At 53.0% G+C, this 17,248-nt stretch carries 18 protein-coding genes; 1 reads left to right on the top strand and 17 read right to left on the bottom strand.

Annotated elements, in window-relative coordinates; translation table 11 throughout:
- Positions 1 to 7: 7 nt before the first annotated feature.
- The 7 genes from pilP to SYMBAF_RS01700 form a co-directional block, all read right to left on the bottom strand.
- Positions 8 to 493, bottom strand: a complete 486-nt coding sequence (gene pilP, locus SYMBAF_RS01730) for a type IV pilus biogenesis protein PilP (RefSeq protein ID WP_040264307.1) — start codon at positions 491 to 493, stop codon at positions 8 to 10.
- Positions 480 to 1,760 carry a type 4b pilus protein PilO2 gene (gene pilO2, locus SYMBAF_RS01725; protein WP_082026864.1) on the bottom strand — a complete coding sequence of 427 codons (1,281 nt, stop codon included), beginning with the start codon at positions 1,758 to 1,760 and terminating at the stop codon, positions 480 to 482. Before pilO2 ends, pilP begins: the two co-directional genes overlap by 14 nt.
- Before the next feature lie 2 nt (positions 1,761 to 1,762).
- Positions 1,763 to 3,421, bottom strand: a complete 1,659-nt coding sequence (gene pilN / locus SYMBAF_RS01720; protein WP_040264308.1) for a PilN family type IVB pilus formation outer membrane protein — start codon at positions 3,419 to 3,421, stop codon at positions 1,763 to 1,765.
- A 19-nt stretch (positions 3,422 to 3,440) separates the two neighbouring features.
- Complete coding sequence (gene pilM / locus SYMBAF_RS01715; RefSeq protein ID WP_040264310.1) at positions 3,441 to 3,884, bottom strand: type IV pilus biogenesis protein PilM; 444 nt, start codon at positions 3,882 to 3,884, stop codon at positions 3,441 to 3,443.
- Position 3,885: 1 nt separating this feature from the next.
- The gene (gene pilL2 / locus SYMBAF_RS01710) at positions 3,886 to 5,169 is read right to left on the bottom strand and encodes a PFGI-1 class ICE element type IV pilus protein PilL2 (RefSeq protein WP_040264312.1); all 1,284 of its coding nucleotides are present in this window, start codon (positions 5,167 to 5,169) and stop codon (positions 3,886 to 3,888) included.
- 358 nt (positions 5,170 to 5,527) lie between these two features.
- Complete coding sequence (locus tag SYMBAF_RS01705; RefSeq protein WP_040264314.1) at positions 5,528 to 5,914, bottom strand: type II toxin-antitoxin system VapC family toxin; 387 nt, start codon at positions 5,912 to 5,914, stop codon at positions 5,528 to 5,530.
- Entirely contained in the window at positions 5,914 to 6,144 is a 231-nt protein-coding gene (locus SYMBAF_RS01700; RefSeq protein ID WP_006709180.1) for a type II toxin-antitoxin system Phd/YefM family antitoxin, read from the bottom strand. Before SYMBAF_RS01700 ends, SYMBAF_RS01705 begins: the two co-directional genes overlap by 1 nt.
- Before the next feature lie 507 nt (positions 6,145 to 6,651).
- On the opposite strand from SYMBAF_RS01700, the gene SYMBAF_RS01695 reads away from it, so the two are divergent.
- Positions 6,652 to 7,911: an IS4 family transposase gene (locus tag SYMBAF_RS01695; RefSeq protein WP_040264597.1), complete on the top strand. Its 1,260-nt coding sequence runs from the start codon at positions 6,652 to 6,654 to the stop codon at positions 7,909 to 7,911.
- Positions 7,912 to 7,992: 81 nt separating this feature from the next.
- Here the strand turns inward: SYMBAF_RS01695 and SYMBAF_RS01690 are convergent, their stop codons facing one another.
- From SYMBAF_RS01690 to SYMBAF_RS01645, 10 genes are all read right to left on the bottom strand, one after another.
- Positions 7,993 to 8,424 carry a DUF29 domain-containing protein gene (locus tag SYMBAF_RS01690; RefSeq protein WP_040264317.1) on the bottom strand — a complete coding sequence of 144 codons (432 nt, stop codon included), beginning with the start codon at positions 8,422 to 8,424 and terminating at the stop codon, positions 7,993 to 7,995.
- A 165-nt stretch (positions 8,425 to 8,589) separates the two neighbouring features.
- Entirely contained in the window at positions 8,590 to 8,838 is a 249-nt protein-coding gene (locus tag SYMBAF_RS01685; protein ID WP_040264319.1) for a DUF2442 domain-containing protein, read from the bottom strand.
- On the bottom strand, positions 8,822 to 9,064 hold the full coding sequence (locus SYMBAF_RS01680) for a DUF4160 domain-containing protein (RefSeq protein WP_040264321.1): 243 nt from the start codon (positions 9,062 to 9,064) through the stop codon (positions 8,822 to 8,824). The genes SYMBAF_RS01685 and SYMBAF_RS01680 overlap by 17 nt, the downstream gene beginning before the upstream one ends.
- 157 nt (positions 9,065 to 9,221) lie before the next feature.
- Entirely contained in the window at positions 9,222 to 9,719 is a 498-nt protein-coding gene (locus SYMBAF_RS01675; RefSeq protein ID WP_040264323.1) for a single-stranded DNA-binding protein, read from the bottom strand.
- Positions 9,720 to 9,796: 77 nt separating this feature from the next.
- Positions 9,797 to 10,291 (bottom strand): STY4534 family ICE replication protein, encoded by a 495-nt coding sequence (locus SYMBAF_RS01670; protein ID WP_040264325.1) that lies wholly within the window; start codon positions 10,289 to 10,291, stop codon positions 9,797 to 9,799.
- A gap of 643 nt (positions 10,292 to 10,934) precedes the next feature.
- Positions 10,935 to 12,947, bottom strand: coding sequence for a DNA topoisomerase III (locus tag SYMBAF_RS01665; protein ID WP_040264327.1), 2,013 nt, complete (start codon positions 12,945 to 12,947; stop codon positions 10,935 to 10,937).
- Positions 12,948 to 12,958: 11 nt separating this feature from the next.
- Entirely contained in the window at positions 12,959 to 13,678 is a 720-nt protein-coding gene (locus SYMBAF_RS01660; RefSeq protein WP_040264329.1) for a PFL_4669 family integrating conjugative element protein, read from the bottom strand.
- 1,258 nt (positions 13,679 to 14,936) lie between these two features.
- On the bottom strand, positions 14,937 to 15,266 hold the full coding sequence (locus SYMBAF_RS01655; RefSeq protein ID WP_152609062.1) for a hypothetical protein: 330 nt from the start codon (positions 15,264 to 15,266) through the stop codon (positions 14,937 to 14,939).
- A 5-nt stretch (positions 15,267 to 15,271) separates the two neighbouring features.
- The gene (locus SYMBAF_RS01650; protein WP_040264331.1) at positions 15,272 to 16,510 is read right to left on the bottom strand and encodes an STY4528 family pathogenicity island replication protein; all 1,239 of its coding nucleotides are present in this window, start codon (positions 16,508 to 16,510) and stop codon (positions 15,272 to 15,274) included.
- Positions 16,511 to 16,632: 122 nt separating this feature from the next.
- Positions 16,633 to 17,229: a DUF2857 domain-containing protein gene (locus tag SYMBAF_RS01645; RefSeq protein WP_040264333.1), complete on the bottom strand. Its 597-nt coding sequence runs from the start codon at positions 17,227 to 17,229 to the stop codon at positions 16,633 to 16,635.
- Between the last annotated feature and the right edge of the window lie 19 nt (positions 17,230 to 17,248).

Below are 17,248 nucleotides of genomic sequence, written 5' to 3'. Positions count from 1 at the left end.
GATCACCTCAGAAGGACAGGTCGGAGTTGTCGCTGAGGCGCACGACCGTAGCCGTGATCTCTATGACACGTTTTGACGTACCAGGGATCTGGTCACCTTTTACGACTTCTGTCACGCCACCGTCGGGCAGGACAATGCGCGCACGGAGCTGCGTGCCGCGACCATAAATTTCCTGCAACCGAACGCTGTCTCGCAATTTATCTGCTGAGGTGTCAGAAGCATGCGCTGTTGTCGGCAACGCCATCAGCGGGGCGGAAGGTTGCAGTGAGTTGGCCAGATAATTACGGTTCGGAGACTGCGGAAACTCACTCTCGCGAAGCTGTTGCTGCAAACGGGCGGTCTGCACCTTCTGCTCCAAAATGAGATTGCGTGCCTGTGCAGCCTCAAGTTCGCCGATCGTGACGTTTGGAGGCAGTGCATCTACTGCCAACACCCGTCCACTGAACAACACAGACAGGAACAGGCGGTAGCGGACAGAGTCAGTTCTGCGCATAAATGCTCCCCTTGATGGTGTAGTGAAACTGCCCCTGCGGGCTCATGGTGAGCGACACGCTTGTCAGGCGAAGCCCGGAGGCATCGAAGCCCTGCAGCAGCCGTTCCGGCTGCAGGCGTGCGCTGATTGAGAAGGTAAACTCTCGCCAGTCCTGAATCGGGGTGAACTGAACCTGTCCCGGTGCAACAGCTGGCGGCCTGACTTCGGTAAACGTCACATCCAGGTTGCGCCGCTGCAGGTGGGAGATAAAGCGCATCAGCTGAGCATCTGCACTGGGTAAAGCTTCCTCCCCAAGATCCGGTGCAAACGTTTTAGGGAAAGGGATAAAAACATCGCCTCTTTTGCCGCCTTCCTGAAGGTTAAATATTGCGGCGTGACCAAGCAACTCACGGGCACGCCGGGAGAAATCCTCCACGGTAGAGCCCGGCATGGCAACATAGCGTAGGCGAAGGCCTTGCGGCACACACTCACCGTCATCAAAGCGCCAGCCGGCAACCGATGCATAAAGCGGTGCACGAGTCAGCCAGCAATGGCTGAGCAACGCCTGTACCGACGGCTGAGAAACCCATGGATGTGGTGCACGCACCGGCGTGACCGGTTTTTCACGTGTCATCGCCTGCCGGGCGCGAAAAGCGGCCATCGCAGCTGCCTGTTCAGCTTTCTGCTGCACAGTGTCATGCCAGTAAGCGCCAGCAACAGATATCGCCGTGATCACGACTACAGACAAGAGAACGGCGGCAGACGTCAGGCGCTTACGCAGCCGGCAACGCCTAAGCTGAGGCCGGGTAAGTCTATCGGTCAACTGCGTGGCGTCTTTTCCATCATCCGCCGTTGCCGCACAGCGCCGCCCCGGCGCATCGGCATCGTTGAAACGCAAAAAGTTCTGCGCGGCAGACTCCACGAAAGCACGCGAGCCTGTCACGTCACCCATGACAGAGAGCTGCCCGCCGCTGACTGCAAGAAATACCCACAGATCCTGTTCCCGGCTCAGGCGGTAAATCCCCCAGGCATTCTCGCCTTCAGCCAGTTGGAATGCCACGGCCAGGGAGTACATGCTGCGGCGCACGCGTCCCGGTGAGACGAATCCCGCCATCGCCGCAATACGTCGGCCAACGACAATACCGTGCGTATCTGGGTATTTTTTTCCACACATCAGAAACGAAACATTGCCCCGCAGCGGCTCCCAGCGTAGGCCCGCTATCCAGTCACGACGGCGATGAAAAATCTTCACCCCGGGGCGCAGGGCTGATCTTCTACGTAAAAACATGGCTACCTCAACAGAACGGGGGTGATCATGATGACCAGCGTGGTACGCCCGCGTGAGCCGTTCTGGCCTCCCCCCAGGATAAAGTTGCCCGGCGTAAACGTGCCCCGCTTGTCGGATGACACGTTCTGCTGTTCGGAGCCGGTCAGAACCAGAGTCTGTCCAGAACGGAGGTTGACCTTGCGGGCCAGCCCCTCGGTAGAAGTAGTGGGCAGATCGTTACGGGTGTTGCCATCCTGACTGATGAAACTCTCAATCTTTGGCGGACTGGTGTAGCTGAAGGCAAACTGCAGCTGTACATCGCCGCTCTCCTGAATAAATGGCAACATGGTCATGAACAGGCCAGTAGTGAGGGTGGTGGTGGTCATGGAAGACGTGACACCGACATTCGCGGTGGCGGTGGAGCTGGAACTGGACAATATCCCCCTCTGACTGGAAAGCTGATAAGCAACGGGGGTCAGGTTCGCGGTGGGGTCGGTCTGGTTCAGCGCCATGCTGACGTTGCCCTGTTCTGACAAAGCCTTAATCAACAGACTGGAGCCAGAAAACTTCGCGGCGCTGCCGGTTGCGGTGTCCAGAATCGAAATGCCAGCGCTGGCTGCGGAAGAAGAGGTATTCACCATAGAGCCAGTCAGGATGGCTCCAAAGCTATGCAGCGATTTATAGACCAGCCCCCAATCCAGCCCCAGTTGCTCGTTATGGGTTTGACTGACGCTGACAATCTGGATATTGAGCTGTACCTGGCGGCTCAGCACCTTGTTCTGGTATTCGATATAGCGGCCAATGCGCTCCAGCACATCCGGGGTATCGGTGACGCTCAGCGTACCGGTGGCGTCTGACAGCCAGAAACGACCGGTTTTCGGTGTCACCATCTGCTCGATGGTCTTACGGATATCTGCATACAGATCACTGTTCATGCCGTAGTCCGTTTTCTGGTTCGAACTGACGTCGCCCGTGGTCCCTCCTGTCGAGCCGCCGCCGCTACCCAGTTGGTTGCCGGAGCCGGAGGTGATCGAGGCGCTGCTGTTTATTTTGGTGTTAAGGATAACGAGCTGGAACGTACGCGTATCTAACTGATAGAAATAGATGCCGTTGCTATCGCTGCGCCATGAAAGCCCCAGGCCACTGGCGGCCATGTCCAGCAGGCCGCGAATATCGCCCTGATACTTCAGACCATGGATAAGCGAAACACTCTGCCGAGCAGTAGCCCCACCCATCTGCGACAGGGGTATTCGACCATTATCGTCTGGCGCGGGCAGTTGGCTACCCATCTGCGAGGTGATGACGCTACCGCTGGTCACGTTGCCGAGTGCAGCAATTGCATCCGGCGTTATAGATACGCGCACGCCGCAGAGTGCCGTGACCCGCTGCCCCAGTTCAGGCAATGAGATGCCGTCAGGACGGTTAATGGTTATCTGACAGGCAGGGAGATTTTTTTCATCTGGCGTGGACACCACGGGTGTAACCGGCTGCAGGTTAACCCACGGCTTATCAGACCAGATCACCGAGGGCTGTGACACGGCCTGCTGGCTATGCAGAACACGCTGAGCGGTGTTAGCCTGACCCATGGCCTCTTTGTCCATTTTATTGATTTCATTCAGTGAACATGATGACAGCGCGAGCGTGGCGGCAAGCATTGTCAGGCAGAAAGGTAGGCGCGGCATCCGTAGATCCTTGATTCTGTTAGTTGAGGTAAACAATGCTGCCCTCCGTGACGCTGGACGGCAGAGCCAGGTTCATGTCGGTGCCATCGGCCATTCTGAGTCGACCTTCGCTGACTGTCAGTGCCAGCGCTGAGGTCACGGACTGCGCGCTGAGCGCGCTATAAACGCCCTCAGCGGCAGGTACCCAGACCCAGAGGCGACCACTGTATATAACGCTTTGAATACGGGGGTCAGGTACCGGCACCATGCCGGTCTGAGCAGGTGAAACAGGGCCATCAGCCACGGTTCTTCCGTGTCGCCAGTTATTCACGGCGGCTGCGGTGCGCAGCATATCCGCTGCCAGTTGAGCCGGCAGGTACTGCTGTAATGACAAACGCATGTGATCAGCCGAACGCTGCTGCGCATCATTGGCCATCAACGCGATAAACAGGCAGAGCGCGAATACTGGCAGGGCGAATCCCATTTCAGTGGCCTCCGCCCGTAGGTGTGTCGCTTACCGAGATCAGGCACTGAATACGGCTGGCCTCGGCAAAGAGCGGTTTTTCAGCTTTGCGATAAAGGCCAAAGACCTGCACCAGCACCGACTCAAAGTTGCCGTGAAAAACCAGTGGCGCATCGATGCGATAATCGAGCGTCACAGGCCAGATGACAACCCAGTTCCCCCCATTGCTGCAGTTGGCCTTTGATGCCCAACGGGTCAGGGTCTCTTTCAGCGTGGAGCCTGGCTCTGCACGCCATGTCTGACCAACGGGAAGCACGGTTACCGGTGCCCCTGTCGGAGAGATCGGCGAGACATGACTGCCAACAGGCAGAGGCGGTGGCAGCGTGGTAACGGGGCGAACCAGGTGGGATGAGAAAGGGTTCACTGTCGTCAGCTGTGCCGCAGAGGAGCGAACCATAGAGGCGGGGGCTGTTTTCTCAGGGATGCCAACCGCTGGCGCAAGTACGGATGTCGGCCTGATGTTTGCCGCCGCTGTGCCAGACGCGCTCTGTAACACTGGAAGCTTATCCGCCGTGAGCGCCGGTGAGGGTACCGCCAGGCTCTGCGGCGTAAGCGCGGATTTTTTCGTTGCTGCTGATGCGTTCAGCGCTTCGCCGGTAATGGGGCTACACGGTGCAGTAGATGACGCCACGACCGCAGCGGTAGACGGAACCGGCAAACTGGCAGAGGTTCCAGAAGTCCGAGTTACGGGTACGCCGCGCGGTGTCGGTGATGTGATGATCTGTGCAGGAGCAGAGAAGCTGCGATACTGATCACGAAGTTCAAAACAGACCTCGCGGTTAACTTCGTCGACTTTCAGTCGCCAAGCGAGACCGGCCAAAACTTGTAACGCCTCGCTGAGCTTTAGCGGGCCAATGTCACGCTGTACGGCGGGTAATGGCCGACTGAGAAGCGCCGAAAATGCTGAAGAAGTGGCGGAGCACAGTGAATAACCCGACTCCAGCAGCAGATAGCGAAATCCCTCACCGACGCTGCTGACCAGCTGCGCCGGCATGGTAATTTCCACAATCTGATTGAGTGGATCGCGCTGCGCAGCGGCCGGACGCGTGCTGACAAGCGTATAACGGTCATAGCGCACCACGTCTGGTGAGCGATTACGGTAAATATCATCAAAACGCACGGGTTGCTGATAGTGGCCCACTGGATTAGGTATCGCGGTGGAGGCCGTATTGGTGCAGCCTGCCAATATTACAGAGCAGGCGAACAGGCCTGCGCCTGTTGCGGCGCGTCTGGAAGGTACTGCCATCAGGATTCACCCCAGTCATAGTCTTGGTCAGGAGTGCTATTCTGGCGGTGAAGAAAAAGCAGACAATGTGAAACTCTTACTGCAAACCAAAGAAAAACAATGCGTGGTCGATTGGAGTGAACGAGCAGGTGTATCTGAAAAAGAATGCTGATTATTCTGTTTCTTTACGGGGCAGAGAACACCGATAAATCTATCTGTATTGCTGGAGAATTTCCCTTAGGGACAACCCCGTAAGGCCACAAAAGCAAGTTATATAGCCTGTCGAGGCTCCAATCTTGACCCGCGTTGTGTGGCGGCTGATTTGTACCGGCTAAATGACCCGCTCCGAAAAAAAGCGCCAAAATGAAAAAAATCACCATCAGGTTCTGGCGTTCATCAGCCTTGTGCCGTATTGGCTGAAAACAGTATCGGCAGAGACCAGAATGAGTCCTTCCATCTGCGACTGCGCTATCAGCATACGGTCAAACGGATCGCCATGGTGTCTTGGCAATTCGCCTGCCTGCTCTGCATGAGAATGTGTAATAGAGAGAGGAAAAAAGCGATTTCGTTCCATTGCCTCATCAATATCTGCCTCAAACTGCAGTTTACCTAAAGAGCGTTTGATAGAAATCTCCCACGGGGTCACAGCGCTGACATAAACAACGTTACTCCCCCTGGAAATCACGCTTCTGGCCATAGATCCCAGAGCATGGTCATCAGTTAGCCACCAGATAAAGACATGCGTATCAATAAGAAGACGCTTCATCAGTTACCTTCAAACATTCTCTGGATTTCAGCATCAGCTTCATTAAAGCAGTTGTCCATGGAGATGTCTTCTCTATAACCTCCAGGTGTCCTGTCGTTCTGCATAACAGGGATCAGCTGAACGTATGGCTTTCCGGATTTAGCAATGATGACAATTTCACCCTCTGCAGCCTGATCGGCCAGATGGCTGAGGTGAGATTTCGCTTCGTGCATATTTGCCTGTATGGTCATAAAACACCCTTTATTAGCTAAGTTAGCTAATATAGTAATGTTAACTACGGCTATCGTCAAAATCAATCGGTGGCTTGTTCGCCGGATTTAGTGGTGCAGACAGGGCCTGCTGAGGTTGCTATGGATGAAGAGTTTTGCACTAATGGGGTTAGCCTGTACGGGACGTGCGCGTTCACAACGATACTGGCCGTAGATACTTTTCATAAAAACGTCGGTTATCTGGCGTTTCGCCTTACTGTGTCATGCAACGTGATTCGGAATATGGGTCACATCAGCGCACCTGCCAGCAAACCAAAGAAAAAGCAGACAATGTGAAACTCTTACAGCAAACTGAAGAAAAAAGTGGAGATTTTAATAATAGGGACAGGTCGAAAGCCTTGCCTTGCTCCGACTCGAACCGAAAAAAAAGCGCCATAAAGGTAATGCCGATCGTTTAAGGATCGGTTGAACGATCCAGTGGTTGCTGTAAAAAGGGTTTCAGGACATGACTGGAACCCTTTTTTATGCATCTTTACCGCCCCTGAACAGGTTCAGACGCTGGCTGATCTGTTGCCTCCTGACCTCATTCAGCAGGCTTTCTCCCTGACTGATACCGTCACACTCAGAAAACGTAAACTCCCTCTTGAATCCATGGTCTGGCTGGTCATTGGCATGGCTATCTATAACAACCGTCCCCTGTCGCAAATCGTGAATCTGATGGACATTGTTGACCGGACAGGTCGCCCGTTTACCGCCCCCAGCTCCGTAATCCAGCGGCGTAAAACACTCGGTGAAGACCCCATTAAAACCTTGTTTAAACTGACCGCAGACTACTGGCATCAGGAGGCACGCCATCCCTTGTGGCACGGCTTAAAATTGCTGGGCGTCGATGGCGTAGTCTGGCGAACACCGGACACGCCAGAAAATGAGGCCGCCTTCGGTAAAAGCCGGACTCAACACGGCGATACAGCCTACCCTCAGGTGCAGATGGTGTGTCAGATGGAGCTCAGCAGTCATCTGCTGGTTGCCAGTGAGTTCGACCGCTACGGAACGAATGAGATGCACCTGGCCGCACGGCTGACAAAGGGCACACCAGACAACAGTATTACCTTGTTCGATAAGGGCTTTTACTCACTGGGCCTGCTTCACCACTGGCAGAACAGCGGGGAAAATCGTCACTGGCTGCTGCCACTGAAGAAAAACACGCAATATGAGGAGATACGAAAGCTGGGCCGTCAGGACAGGCTGGTGAAGCTGAAAACAAGCCCACTGTCACGTAAACAATGGGATGGATTACCCGAAGAGGTGATAGCACGGCTAATCGTGCGAACGATAAAGGGCAAGGAACGGGAGGTGCTGACGTCGCTGACAGATACGATGCGTTATCCGGCGGCAGATGTGAGCGAGCTTTATCAGCATCGTTGGGAAATAGAGCTGGGTTACCGGGAAGTGAAACAGGAGCTGCTGGGCAACCGGTGGACGCTGAGAAGTAAACTGCCAGAGATGATCAGGCAGGAGCTATGGGGAGTGCAGCTGACCTATAATCTGGTGCGATATCAAATGGTAAAAATGGCGTTCAATCTGAAGGGGGATTATCTGCCCTATCAGTTAAGCTTCAGCGGAACAATAAGTGAAATCTTGAGGTTACTGATAGGGTTACCGTTATGTTCACCGGTCGCGGTACCTGGGCATCTGAAGTATTTTTATGAGCTTGCAGGGAGTTTGGTGCTACCAGGTCGAAGGGAGCGCAGTTATCCCCGGGAACTGAAATCATTGAAACGAAAATAACCTATAAAAAACAATGCCGGTCACCTTAAGTGACCGGCATTACCATAAAGGCGCTTTTATCGTCAGATATGCTGACAGAGGTTATTCCGGGTAAAATTCCTGAGACAGGATTTGTCCCATTTCCCAGATGCAGTCCTCAGGAAACACATCAAGCTGTGTTTCCTGTGCCGCAGAAGAAACCGCATCAGCCCACACAACTGCAATCCAGTCACTGTTGGAAAGCGTAGTTTTGAGGCTGGGTGTTCCTTTAATATGTAATGCCAATGCTTTTCTTTGTTCTTTGATGGTTCGCTGCCAGCTAGAACCGCGACGGCCCGTCTGAAACTTCCACTTGAGAAGATGTGCCAGCAAAACGGCCATACGACTGGCGAGTTCACGCTTTTCGCTTTTGCCCACGTCCTCGATCTCCTCGGCGATATTAGCAATATCAATCTCAGAGAACCGACCGGCACGCAGTAAAGCTGCCTGCTCCTGAGCCCAGGCAACAACATCAGCTTCGTATCGTGTGTTCATGGTAGATCTCCAGTGACATTCCTGATTATTGAACCCCATTATAGAAGAAAGAAGCGCCAGACTAAATCGGCGCACAAGAGAGTGTAATTAATTGAATCTGCTAACAGATTTCTCACATGGCCTTTTCTGCAGATGCCATATAGAGTCAATAAGGCCTTTATTGTGTCATGCAACGTGATGCGGAACATGGGTCACATCACCGCAGCCTGCCAGCAAACCGTCCACTGAGATATCCTCATCCAGAGCATCCCAGTGGATACCGCGTTTACTGAGTTCATAATCTCTGCGATCCTTTGCAGAGGCGTTGAGCAGTCGTGGGAACCAAGCCAGCGGAACCCCCATGACTCTGCCATCACTCAATTCGACCCACATGGTGGTTTCATCAAAGCGCACATTCTTAACTGAAATAGTCATTCCAGGCCTCCACAAAGAGCGTTTGGTTCTGTTCAACCATTTTTGTTAACTCCCTGAGCGTGCTGGCATTGAAGCCATCATTTCTGCTCAGTTTAACCCCATCGTCTGTCCAGAACTTTGCTTCACCTTCGGCATTGCGGACATGAATATGGGCTGGCTCACGAGGGTTCCCCTCATTTGAGTAAAAAAAAAATTTAAATCCATTAAGTCTGAGTATAACCGGCATTAATGAGATACCTCGCTTCTGACTCAATTATCTTGAATAAAAAAGCGCCAGTCAAACTGGCGCAGTTATCATTAGGAAATCGCATAGATAGCTTTGCGACAGGCACCTTAACAGGGGTCTGTGTATTTATTCTTTACAAATAACTCTCAGGTAAATCCTAGAAAGGTATGTCATCGTCAAAATCCATTGGAGGCTCATTCGCCGGATTTCGTGGTGCAGACTGTGCTTGCTGAGGTTGCTGTGGCTGGCCCCAACTGCTCTGCTGACCTGACTGCACTTTGTTTCCGCTGGTAGTGGTGCTGGTATTGCGACCACCCAACATCTGCATCGTTCCGTTTATACCCACCACCACTTCCGTCGTCCAGCGGTCAGTGCCGCTGTTATCCGTCCATTTGCGGGTGCGCAACTGGCCTTCAATATAGACCTGTGAACCTTTACGCAGGTATTCACCGGCCACTTCTGCCAGCTTGCCAAACAGCACGACACGATGCCATTCGGTATTCTCACGGTTTTCACCGCTCTGTTTATCACGCCAGGATTCCGAGGTGGCCAGGCTTAAACCGGTCACTGCATTACCGTTAGGCATGTAACGTACTTCTGGATCCTGGCCGAGGTTACCGACGAGGATGACTTTGTTGACGCCGCGTGCGGACATAATGATTTCCTCTTAAAAATAGGGGGTTGAGAGGAGCACAACCACCGGGATGTATTCCGGTGGTGTGTCCGTGACGCTTAGAAGGAGTTCGGATCGTACTCTTTAGCAGCAGATGAACCAGATTCCGGCGTCTGAGAAGCATTGGGTGCTTGGTATACCACGTCCTGGCCTTTCTTGATAAAGTCCACCTTAATCAGGCGGGCTTTCAGAGAGGTTCGGGCTTCACCGGCGTGTTCACCCGTTTGAAGGGTAAAAACGTCGGCTTTCAGACCGCTCAGCACAAAGCCAATCAGGACTTTCTCCTCTTCATCAACCGCTTTCTGACAGCGGTTGATGAGCTTGGTTGTGTCCGAACCCGCGATGGTGACATCGAAACGGGTATAGGAAGCATTGTCCGTTGGTCCTGTCAGAGCGTTGATAACAGCGCAGGTGAACTCACCGTTAGGACCCTGAACACGGCGGATCGAATTGAGATAACCGATACCGCTAACGTTGAGGTTGAAATACTCTTTTTTCTGAGTGCCAGAAGAAGAGCCGTTTGAAGCAGGGGCAGTATGAGTGTTTGCAGTCATGATGTTTTCTCCGGAGTAAAACTGAACATAAACAGGTAGCGGAGAAACATCTGTCCCGTACGGGAAGTGTTTCCCGCAGGGAAGTCAGCAGTAAGCGCCGACTGGCTGTATTGGTGAAGTGGACCTTAACCTGATTATCAGGCCCCTGTTCGCAAAGGTTAACAGGTTTGAACCGCCCGAAAGCGCCATCTCTCAGGTTGTGATGGCATTGGCATGTGATTACCCGAAGGCGCTCCTCTCAAATCACTGGAACATTGGCAGTTGTCGTGATGACAACGATAAGCCTCTTTATCATTGATTCAGACACAGCATATGTCAACGCTGCTGCGCGCAGAAAATCATCAGTCGTGAAAAATAAAAAAAGCGGTACCTGACGGCACCGCCTTCTGAGGTCTGCACCATCGACCTGAGGTTTAGCTGCTTAATGCTGCAGTAGCTCCGCTGGCGTGTTCAATTCCCGGCACGGGTTTCACGGAGTTTTCGTGCCTTACCGGCTCCCGTTCAGGTGTGGACGGACCGATCAGACTGTATCCCGCCAGCACATGCATTAGATGCTGACGAAACCCGCAGTCACGGAGTGCGGCTTCAGAGCCGGGTTAACAATAGCAAAGGCCACACTGGCCTGCAATACAGAGACGATGGATTAATTCTTGTTGGATTTTGGTGACTTAGCCCGGCGCGGGCTTTTTCGCTTCCTGGTATCACTGTTAATGATCCCCTTACATTCAGGGTAGTGCTGACAACTCCAGAACTCGCCTTTGTCCCCCTTACGCAGACGGGTTTTCCCGCCGCACAACGGACAAGGCGGCGTGGGTGGTACGCGGATGTGAACCTGCTGCTGCGCACCCTGGCTTACCAAGTTGCGCGTCCAGCCCGCCTGCCGTTGCAAAAAGGCGCTGAGCGTCATGCGACCTGCGGCGACCTCATCCAGCGCCTGTTCCCACAGCGCCGTCATTCCCGGCTCCGTCAACTGGGGTGGCAGAGCATCAATGACGTCAGCGCCGAGATCCGTAGCCATCAGCTTGCTGCCTTTACGCGCGATAAAGCGGCGGTTTAGCAGTTGCTCGACAATACCGGCACGGGTGGCTTCGGTGCCCAGTCCAGCGTTGTCTTTCAGCACCTTGCGCAGCGAAACGTCAGTAACAAATGCCGCAGCGTTCATCATGGCACCGATAAGGGTGGCAAAGGTGTAATGCGCCGGCGGGCGGGTCATCAGTGGTACCACCTCTGCACGACTTACCCCACAGCGCGCATCTCTACTGAGCGGAGGCAGTGCCACTGCTGCCTCATCCTCTGCCGGCACCTCGTCCTCATCGGCCTTTTCAAATAATACCTTCCAGCCTTTTATCATCTCCGTTCGACCAAGGGTGCGAAACAACTGGCCGCCGATGTCAAATTGCAGCCGGGTAATATCTGACTCGTGCAGCGACAGGAACTGTGCCAGATAGTTGCGGCGGATCAGTGTATACACCCGGCACTCAACCTCGTTTAGTGCGGACAGTTGGAATGCGTTACGCGTGGGGATAATACCATGATGGGCAGTGATTTTTTTGTCGTTCCATATGCGTGAGACCATCGTCTTATCGAGTTGGGACAACAGTGGGGCACACTCTGGATCAGTGCGGCCAATAGCGTCCAGCACACTGGGAATTTCCTTACGCATGGACTCCGGCAGGTAGCCGCAGTCGGTGCGGGGGTAGGTAGTAGCCTTGTGTTTTTCATACAGGCTTTGCGCTGTATCCAGCACCTGCTGGGGCGACATGTCCCAAAGCCTGCCACAGGCCTGCTGCAGGGAGCCGAGAGAAAAGGCTAGCGGCGCGGCGGCCTTCTCCCGTTTTGTCTCGCACTCCGTCACTACTGCGACGCCAGCCTGTTGGCAAAGCTGCGCCACCTGCTGCGCGATGTTCTGATGCACGCAGCGCTTTTCCTCATCGGTATAAACCTTCGCCGGTACCCACTGCGCCGGGAACGTGAGACCACCCGCAGTGAGCTGCGCCTTTACCTGCCAGTAAGGCTTAGGCACAAAGGCCGCAATCTCCCTGTCACGTCGCACAACCAGTGCCAGTGTCGGAGTTTGCACGCGCCCGACCGACACCACACCGTCAAAACCGACTTCAGCCGCGCGCAGGGTATAGAGGCGAGAGAGGTTCATACCTATCAACCAGTCTGCGCGCGCACGTCCCAACCCGGCGTGGTACATGCCGAGTGTATCTGCGCCCGGACGAAGATCCTGCAATGCAGCACGGATACTGAGTTCATCCAGCGCCGAGAGCCAGAGCCGCTGCACCGGACCTTCCCAGCGGCAGTAATCGAGTAGCTCGCGCGCAATGACCTCACCCTCACGGTCAGCGTCGGTTGCGATCACCACCTCATCAACCTGGCGTAGCAGCCGCTCGATTACCTTAAACTGATCCTGCGTTTCTTTTTTCACAATGACCTGCCAGGGTGCGGGCAGTATCGGCAGGGCAGAGAGCGACCAGGGTCTGCCGTACTGCTGGCCATAAGCTTCTGGCGGTGCAGTCTCAAGCAGGTGACCCACCGCCCAGGTGATGGTGACGCCGCTACCCGCCATAAAACCGTCACTGCGGCGGGATGCCCCAAGCACTGCCGCCAGATCGCGCCCCTGCGAGGGCTTTTCACAGATAAAAAGCCGCATGGTCGGTCTCCTCAGGTCGCCTGATAGCGCAAGCGCAGAAGATTTATGCTCGCTTCATTAACGGGCGGAGAGAACGTGGAACGTTTTTCTCCGAGCAGAACGGTACGATCAGGTTCGCCAGCTTCTTCGCAGGCTTTATTCCACACCTCATTATTCTCAACCGCATCAAGGCGGGTTGCGCCGATTTTGCGATAACGAAGCACGCATCCGTAAATTTCACGTAGAAGTCGGCTGCCGTCGCCCAGCAGATCATAGCGCTGAGTGCGTGAAATAACGCCATAATGCGCGGCCTGGAGAACCTTTTTAGCAAACTGATCAAAGCCCATCAGCAGAAAAACACAGCGATATCCCAGTGGGGTGCTGCTAAAAACAGTGAGGTCGACTGTTTCCACAGCTTGAGCATCGCTGATGGTGACGCCTGCCGGAACAAAGCTCATCTGTTTATCCAGTGTTTCAATCAGCTTTTGCATCTGCTGGCTGGCGTACTCAATTTTTTCTTCCAGGGCCAGCATCGCCATATCGGCCCACGGATCATTCTGCAAAGAATCTCTGTTAATCAGCGTGGCACGGTGAAGAAACTGCGGCATGCCCATAATAGGCTGCTTTCCTTTCTTACCGTCATCACGTTTCTCTGCCTTACGACCCTCCCACAATCCAATGGCATAATTAGTGTGGAGTTCGATATGAAGTTCGGACTGGAGTGCACCCGCCCTGGTTTTCTTGTCTGCCATCGTTGTCACCTGTGTTCAGTTAAGATGAGGTGGCATAGTCCTGAAATATCAGGGTTTACAACAATGTAAAACTCATAATCTCAACGCTGAAATTATCACATGTACGTATTCTGACCTTGCCGCACCCCGCAGCAAGGTTATTATTTGGGCAATCTTGTTGTTTCAGGTTGCCATTGTTGCTTAATTCTCGAATCGGTTTGCTCGTTTTTTAACCTTGCCGCGCCCCGCAACAAGGTTGTTATTTGAGCAATTCTGTTGTCTCAGGTTGCCATTGTTGCTTAATTCTCGAATCGGTTTGCTCGTTTTTTAATCTTGTTGCGCCCCGCAACAAGGTTATTATTTGAGCAATCTTGCTGTCTCAGGTTGCCATTGTTGCTTAATTCTCTAATCAGGTTGCTCGTTTTTTAATCTTGTTGCGCCCCGCAACAAGGTTATTATTTGAGCAATCTTGCTGCCTCAGGTTGGCGTTGTTGCTTAATTCTCGAATCGGTTTGCTCGTTTTTTAATCTTGTTGCGCCCCGCAACAAGGTTATTATTTGTGCAATCCTGCTGTCTCAGGTTGGCGTTGTTGCTTAATTCTCGAATCGGTTTGCTCGTTTTTTAATCTTGTTGCGCCCCGCAACAAGGTTATTATTTGTGCAACCCTGCTGTCTCAGGTTGGCGTTGTTGCTTAATTCTCGAATCGGTTTGCTCGTTTTTTAATCTTGTTGCGCCCCGCAACAAGGTTATTATTCGAGCAATCTTGCTGTCTCAGGTTGGCGTTGTTGCTTAATTCTCGAATCGGTTTGCTCGTTTTTTAATCTTGTTGCGCCCCGCAACAAGGTTATTATTTGAGCAATCTTGCTGTCTCAGGTTGGCGTTGTTGCTTAATTCTCGAATCGGTTTGCTCGTTTTTTAATTTTGTTGCGCCCCGCAACAAGGTTATTATTTGTGCAATCCTGCTGTCTCAGGTTGGCGTTGTTGCTTAATTCTCGAATCGGTTTGCTCGTTTTTTAATCTTGTTGCGCCCCGCAACAAGGTTATTATTTGTGCAACCCTGCTGTCTCAGGTTGGCGTTGTTGCTTAATTCTCGAATCGGTTTGCTCGTTTTTTAATCTTGTTGCGCCCCGCAACAAGGTTATTATTCGAGCAATCTTGCTGTCTCAGGTTGGCGTTGTTGCTTAATTCTCGAATCGTTTTGCTCGTTTTTTAATCTTGTTGCGCCCCGCAACAAGGTTATTATTTGAGCAATCTTGCTGTCTCAGGTTGGCGTTGTTGCTTAATTCTCGAATCGGTTTGCTCGTTTTTTAATTTTGTTGCGCCCCGCAACAAGGTTATTATTTGAGCAATCTTGCTGTCTCAGGTTGGCGTTGTTGCTTAATTCTCGAATCAGTTTGTTAATTTTCAAACCTTGTTGCGCCCCATGCCGTATCGCCGCTATCACCGCCTTCATGCGCTCCTGAGGAGATCTGTTCGCTGGCAGAACAGGAAGCGATACCGCAGGCACTAGGTAAAGGCTTTCTGTAGGGGCTGATGTAACATCTCCTCTGATTGGTTGTTTTTTGCTCTTGCCACCACTGGGTGGAAAGGTTGTTTTTTGTACAATCACAATTATCACTTACACGATTGTTTCCGGATAGCAGCAATCATCGTCCTGACCTGCTCCTGAGAAGCTCTGTTCGCAGGCAGAACAGGAAGCGATACTGCAGGCACTGGGGGCGGGCTTTCTGCAGGGGTAGATGCGATGCAGCCAGAGTCTGCATGCCCAGCGTCTTCTGACAATTTTAATTTGCCATTGCGAGCTCGTCGCAGCATCGAAAACATCCAGCCAACAGGATTGGACAGCCTGCCCTGTCTCAGTTGTTCACACAGCATCCCAGCCAGTATCTTCGCAGTCGTTTCGGGCAGTGAGGCCATCTGGTCAGCCAGCATCTGCCGATCCTCACTGTTCAGTCCGGTCATGAAATCTTCAGGCAGCAACGAAAGTCCTCGGCCCAGTACGTACGTTTTTTTATTCACACTTTGTGTGAAATTACGTACGTTACAGTCCGATTTTCGGACTCCGGCGTAACTCATTGATTTCTTGCAGAGTCCTGATTTCGAACTCAGTGTTTCTTCGTGCTGTGGGGTACTAAGTCCGTTTTTCGGACTTAGTGGATTCAAGAGGTTTTTTAAGCGTTTTTTACCAAGTCCGTTTTCTGGACTCATTGACTGCGCCCTGCTACGACGGACCATTTCAGCAGGTGTAGCAGGTACACTCAGCCGATTCTCAATGAGTACCAGCCGACTGTGGCGGTGACGCATACCCGGATCCTGAAGCATGTCATTTATCACGGCTAACGCCGTCATACGGACAGACTTATTCTTACTCAAACAGCTTTCTTCAACCAGCGTCAGCCAGCCCGGGTCGAACGTCTCTGCATCCCGGTAACCCAACGGTTCATCATGCTGTGCATAGATATTGCCACGTATGCGGCCGCGGTCATCACGCACGCGCTTACACAAACTGAGCCAGCCTGTCAGACGCAGCATCAGAAGAACACGGCTGACGGTATCCCTGGAGGCTTTCTCAGAATGCGCCGATGCGAGCTGTATCTGTAGTTCATCGTAGGTCGGGAAGACAGCCCCCTCATTCTGCTGTGCATAAAGCCGGATCATTACCCACGCGGTTTTATCGAGCGGTGAAAGGCGCGTGTCGAGAAACAGCCTGCGCGGATACGCATCGTGCACGTTCCCCATAAATAGCAGCCCGCTGCGCTCCTGGCTGACATCGCAGCTATCCGCCCTCCGCTCCAGGTTTTGCTGCATCCGGGACAGTGTGAGTGCCACAATGCTATCGGGCGGCATGGTCATTTTTTACTCCCCTCTTTACCCTGCGACAGCACAGTGCCGGGATTAACCCGGCACTGTATGTTTGTCAGCGACAATCCCTTAACAGCGCATTTCATGGTTATAGCTCTCATCACCCACCTGCATCATGTCGCCTTACGCACACTGACATCTGTTTTACGGACAGTCTTTGCTTCACGACACCACAGGCAGACGCGGGTCCAGACGGCGGTTAGGGACAGGCTGTATTGCTCAGCCGCCAGCATCATGACCTCCAGAGCCTGGTGCGAGTCTGGCGAAGACATACCCGCCACCTTCCATTCCGACCACAGCAACGTATCCTGCGGTTCGCTGAGTGACTGAGTGCGGCCCTGGCGCGTTTCAATGCCCATCATTCGCCGACGGGCGCTAACTTCTGATGGCGACATGCCAAAGTAAGTCTCCATCAGTTCCATCGAACCACCCAGTTCCAACGCACGATCAATCATCAGCATGCGTTTCTGCTCATTACGCGCTTGGTTCAACATCAGCCAGAAATTCTCGTGATTGAGGGTGACGTCCAGGACGGAAACGTGTGATTGGCTGATATAATGCAGTTCATCCAGGCTCAATTGGCTTAGCGCGCGGATTTCCTCGACCGACATGCCCAGCGACTCGCATCGGCGAATATTTCCGCTCTTTACGTCCATCAGCAGTGATGAAAGAATGGCCGTGGTAGCCTGTGACAGATTGTGGTGGCTCATAAGGCTCCTCTGGATATCA

The organism is Serratia symbiotica (assembly GCF_000821185.2).
GTDB lineage: Bacteria > Pseudomonadota > Gammaproteobacteria > Enterobacterales > Enterobacteriaceae > Serratia > Serratia symbiotica.
The sequence above is the reverse complement of the archived record's forward strand: the minus strand, read 5'-3'. Positions and strand labels throughout refer to the sequence as shown.

Excerpts from the sequence above, each read along its gene's own strand:
- pilP (WP_040264307.1), bottom strand. The coding sequence starts at position 493 with ATGCGCAGAACTGACTCTGTCCGCTACCGCCTGTTCCTGTCTGTGTTG.
- pilO2 (WP_082026864.1), bottom strand. The coding sequence starts at position 1,760 with ATGTTTTTACGTAGAAGATCAGCCCTGCGCCCCGGGGTGAAGATTTTT.
- pilN (WP_040264308.1), bottom strand. The coding sequence starts at position 3,421 with ATGCCGCGCCTACCTTTCTGCCTGACAATGCTTGCCGCCACGCTCGCG.
- pilM (WP_040264310.1), bottom strand. The coding sequence starts at position 3,884 with ATGGGATTCGCCCTGCCAGTATTCGCGCTCTGCCTGTTTATCGCGTTG.
- pilL2 (WP_040264312.1), bottom strand. The coding sequence starts at position 5,169 with ATGGCAGTACCTTCCAGACGCGCCGCAACAGGCGCAGGCCTGTTCGCC.
- SYMBAF_RS01705 (WP_040264314.1), bottom strand. The coding sequence starts at position 5,914 with ATGAAGCGTCTTCTTATTGATACGCATGTCTTTATCTGGTGGCTAACT.
- SYMBAF_RS01700 (WP_006709180.1), bottom strand. The coding sequence starts at position 6,144 with ATGACCATACAGGCAAATATGCACGAAGCGAAATCTCACCTCAGCCAT.
- SYMBAF_RS01690 (WP_040264317.1), bottom strand. The coding sequence starts at position 8,424 with ATGAACACACGATACGAAGCTGATGTTGTTGCCTGGGCTCAGGAGCAG.
- SYMBAF_RS01685 (WP_040264319.1), bottom strand. The coding sequence starts at position 8,838 with ATGACTATTTCAGTTAAGAATGTGCGCTTTGATGAAACCACCATGTGG.
- SYMBAF_RS01680 (WP_040264321.1), bottom strand. The coding sequence starts at position 9,064 with ATGCCGGTTATACTCAGACTTAATGGATTTAAATTTTTTTTTTACTCA.
- SYMBAF_RS01675 (WP_040264323.1), bottom strand. The coding sequence starts at position 9,719 with ATGTCCGCACGCGGCGTCAACAAAGTCATCCTCGTCGGTAACCTCGGC.
- SYMBAF_RS01670 (WP_040264325.1), bottom strand. The coding sequence starts at position 10,291 with ATGACTGCAAACACTCATACTGCCCCTGCTTCAAACGGCTCTTCTTCT.
- SYMBAF_RS01665 (WP_040264327.1), bottom strand. The coding sequence starts at position 12,947 with ATGCGGCTTTTTATCTGTGAAAAGCCCTCGCAGGGGCGCGATCTGGCG.
- SYMBAF_RS01660 (WP_040264329.1), bottom strand. The coding sequence starts at position 13,678 with ATGGCAGACAAGAAAACCAGGGCGGGTGCACTCCAGTCCGAACTTCAT.
- SYMBAF_RS01650 (WP_040264331.1), bottom strand. The coding sequence starts at position 16,510 with ATGACCATGCCGCCCGATAGCATTGTGGCACTCACACTGTCCCGGATG.
- SYMBAF_RS01645 (WP_040264333.1), bottom strand. The coding sequence starts at position 17,229 with ATGAGCCACCACAATCTGTCACAGGCTACCACGGCCATTCTTTCATCA.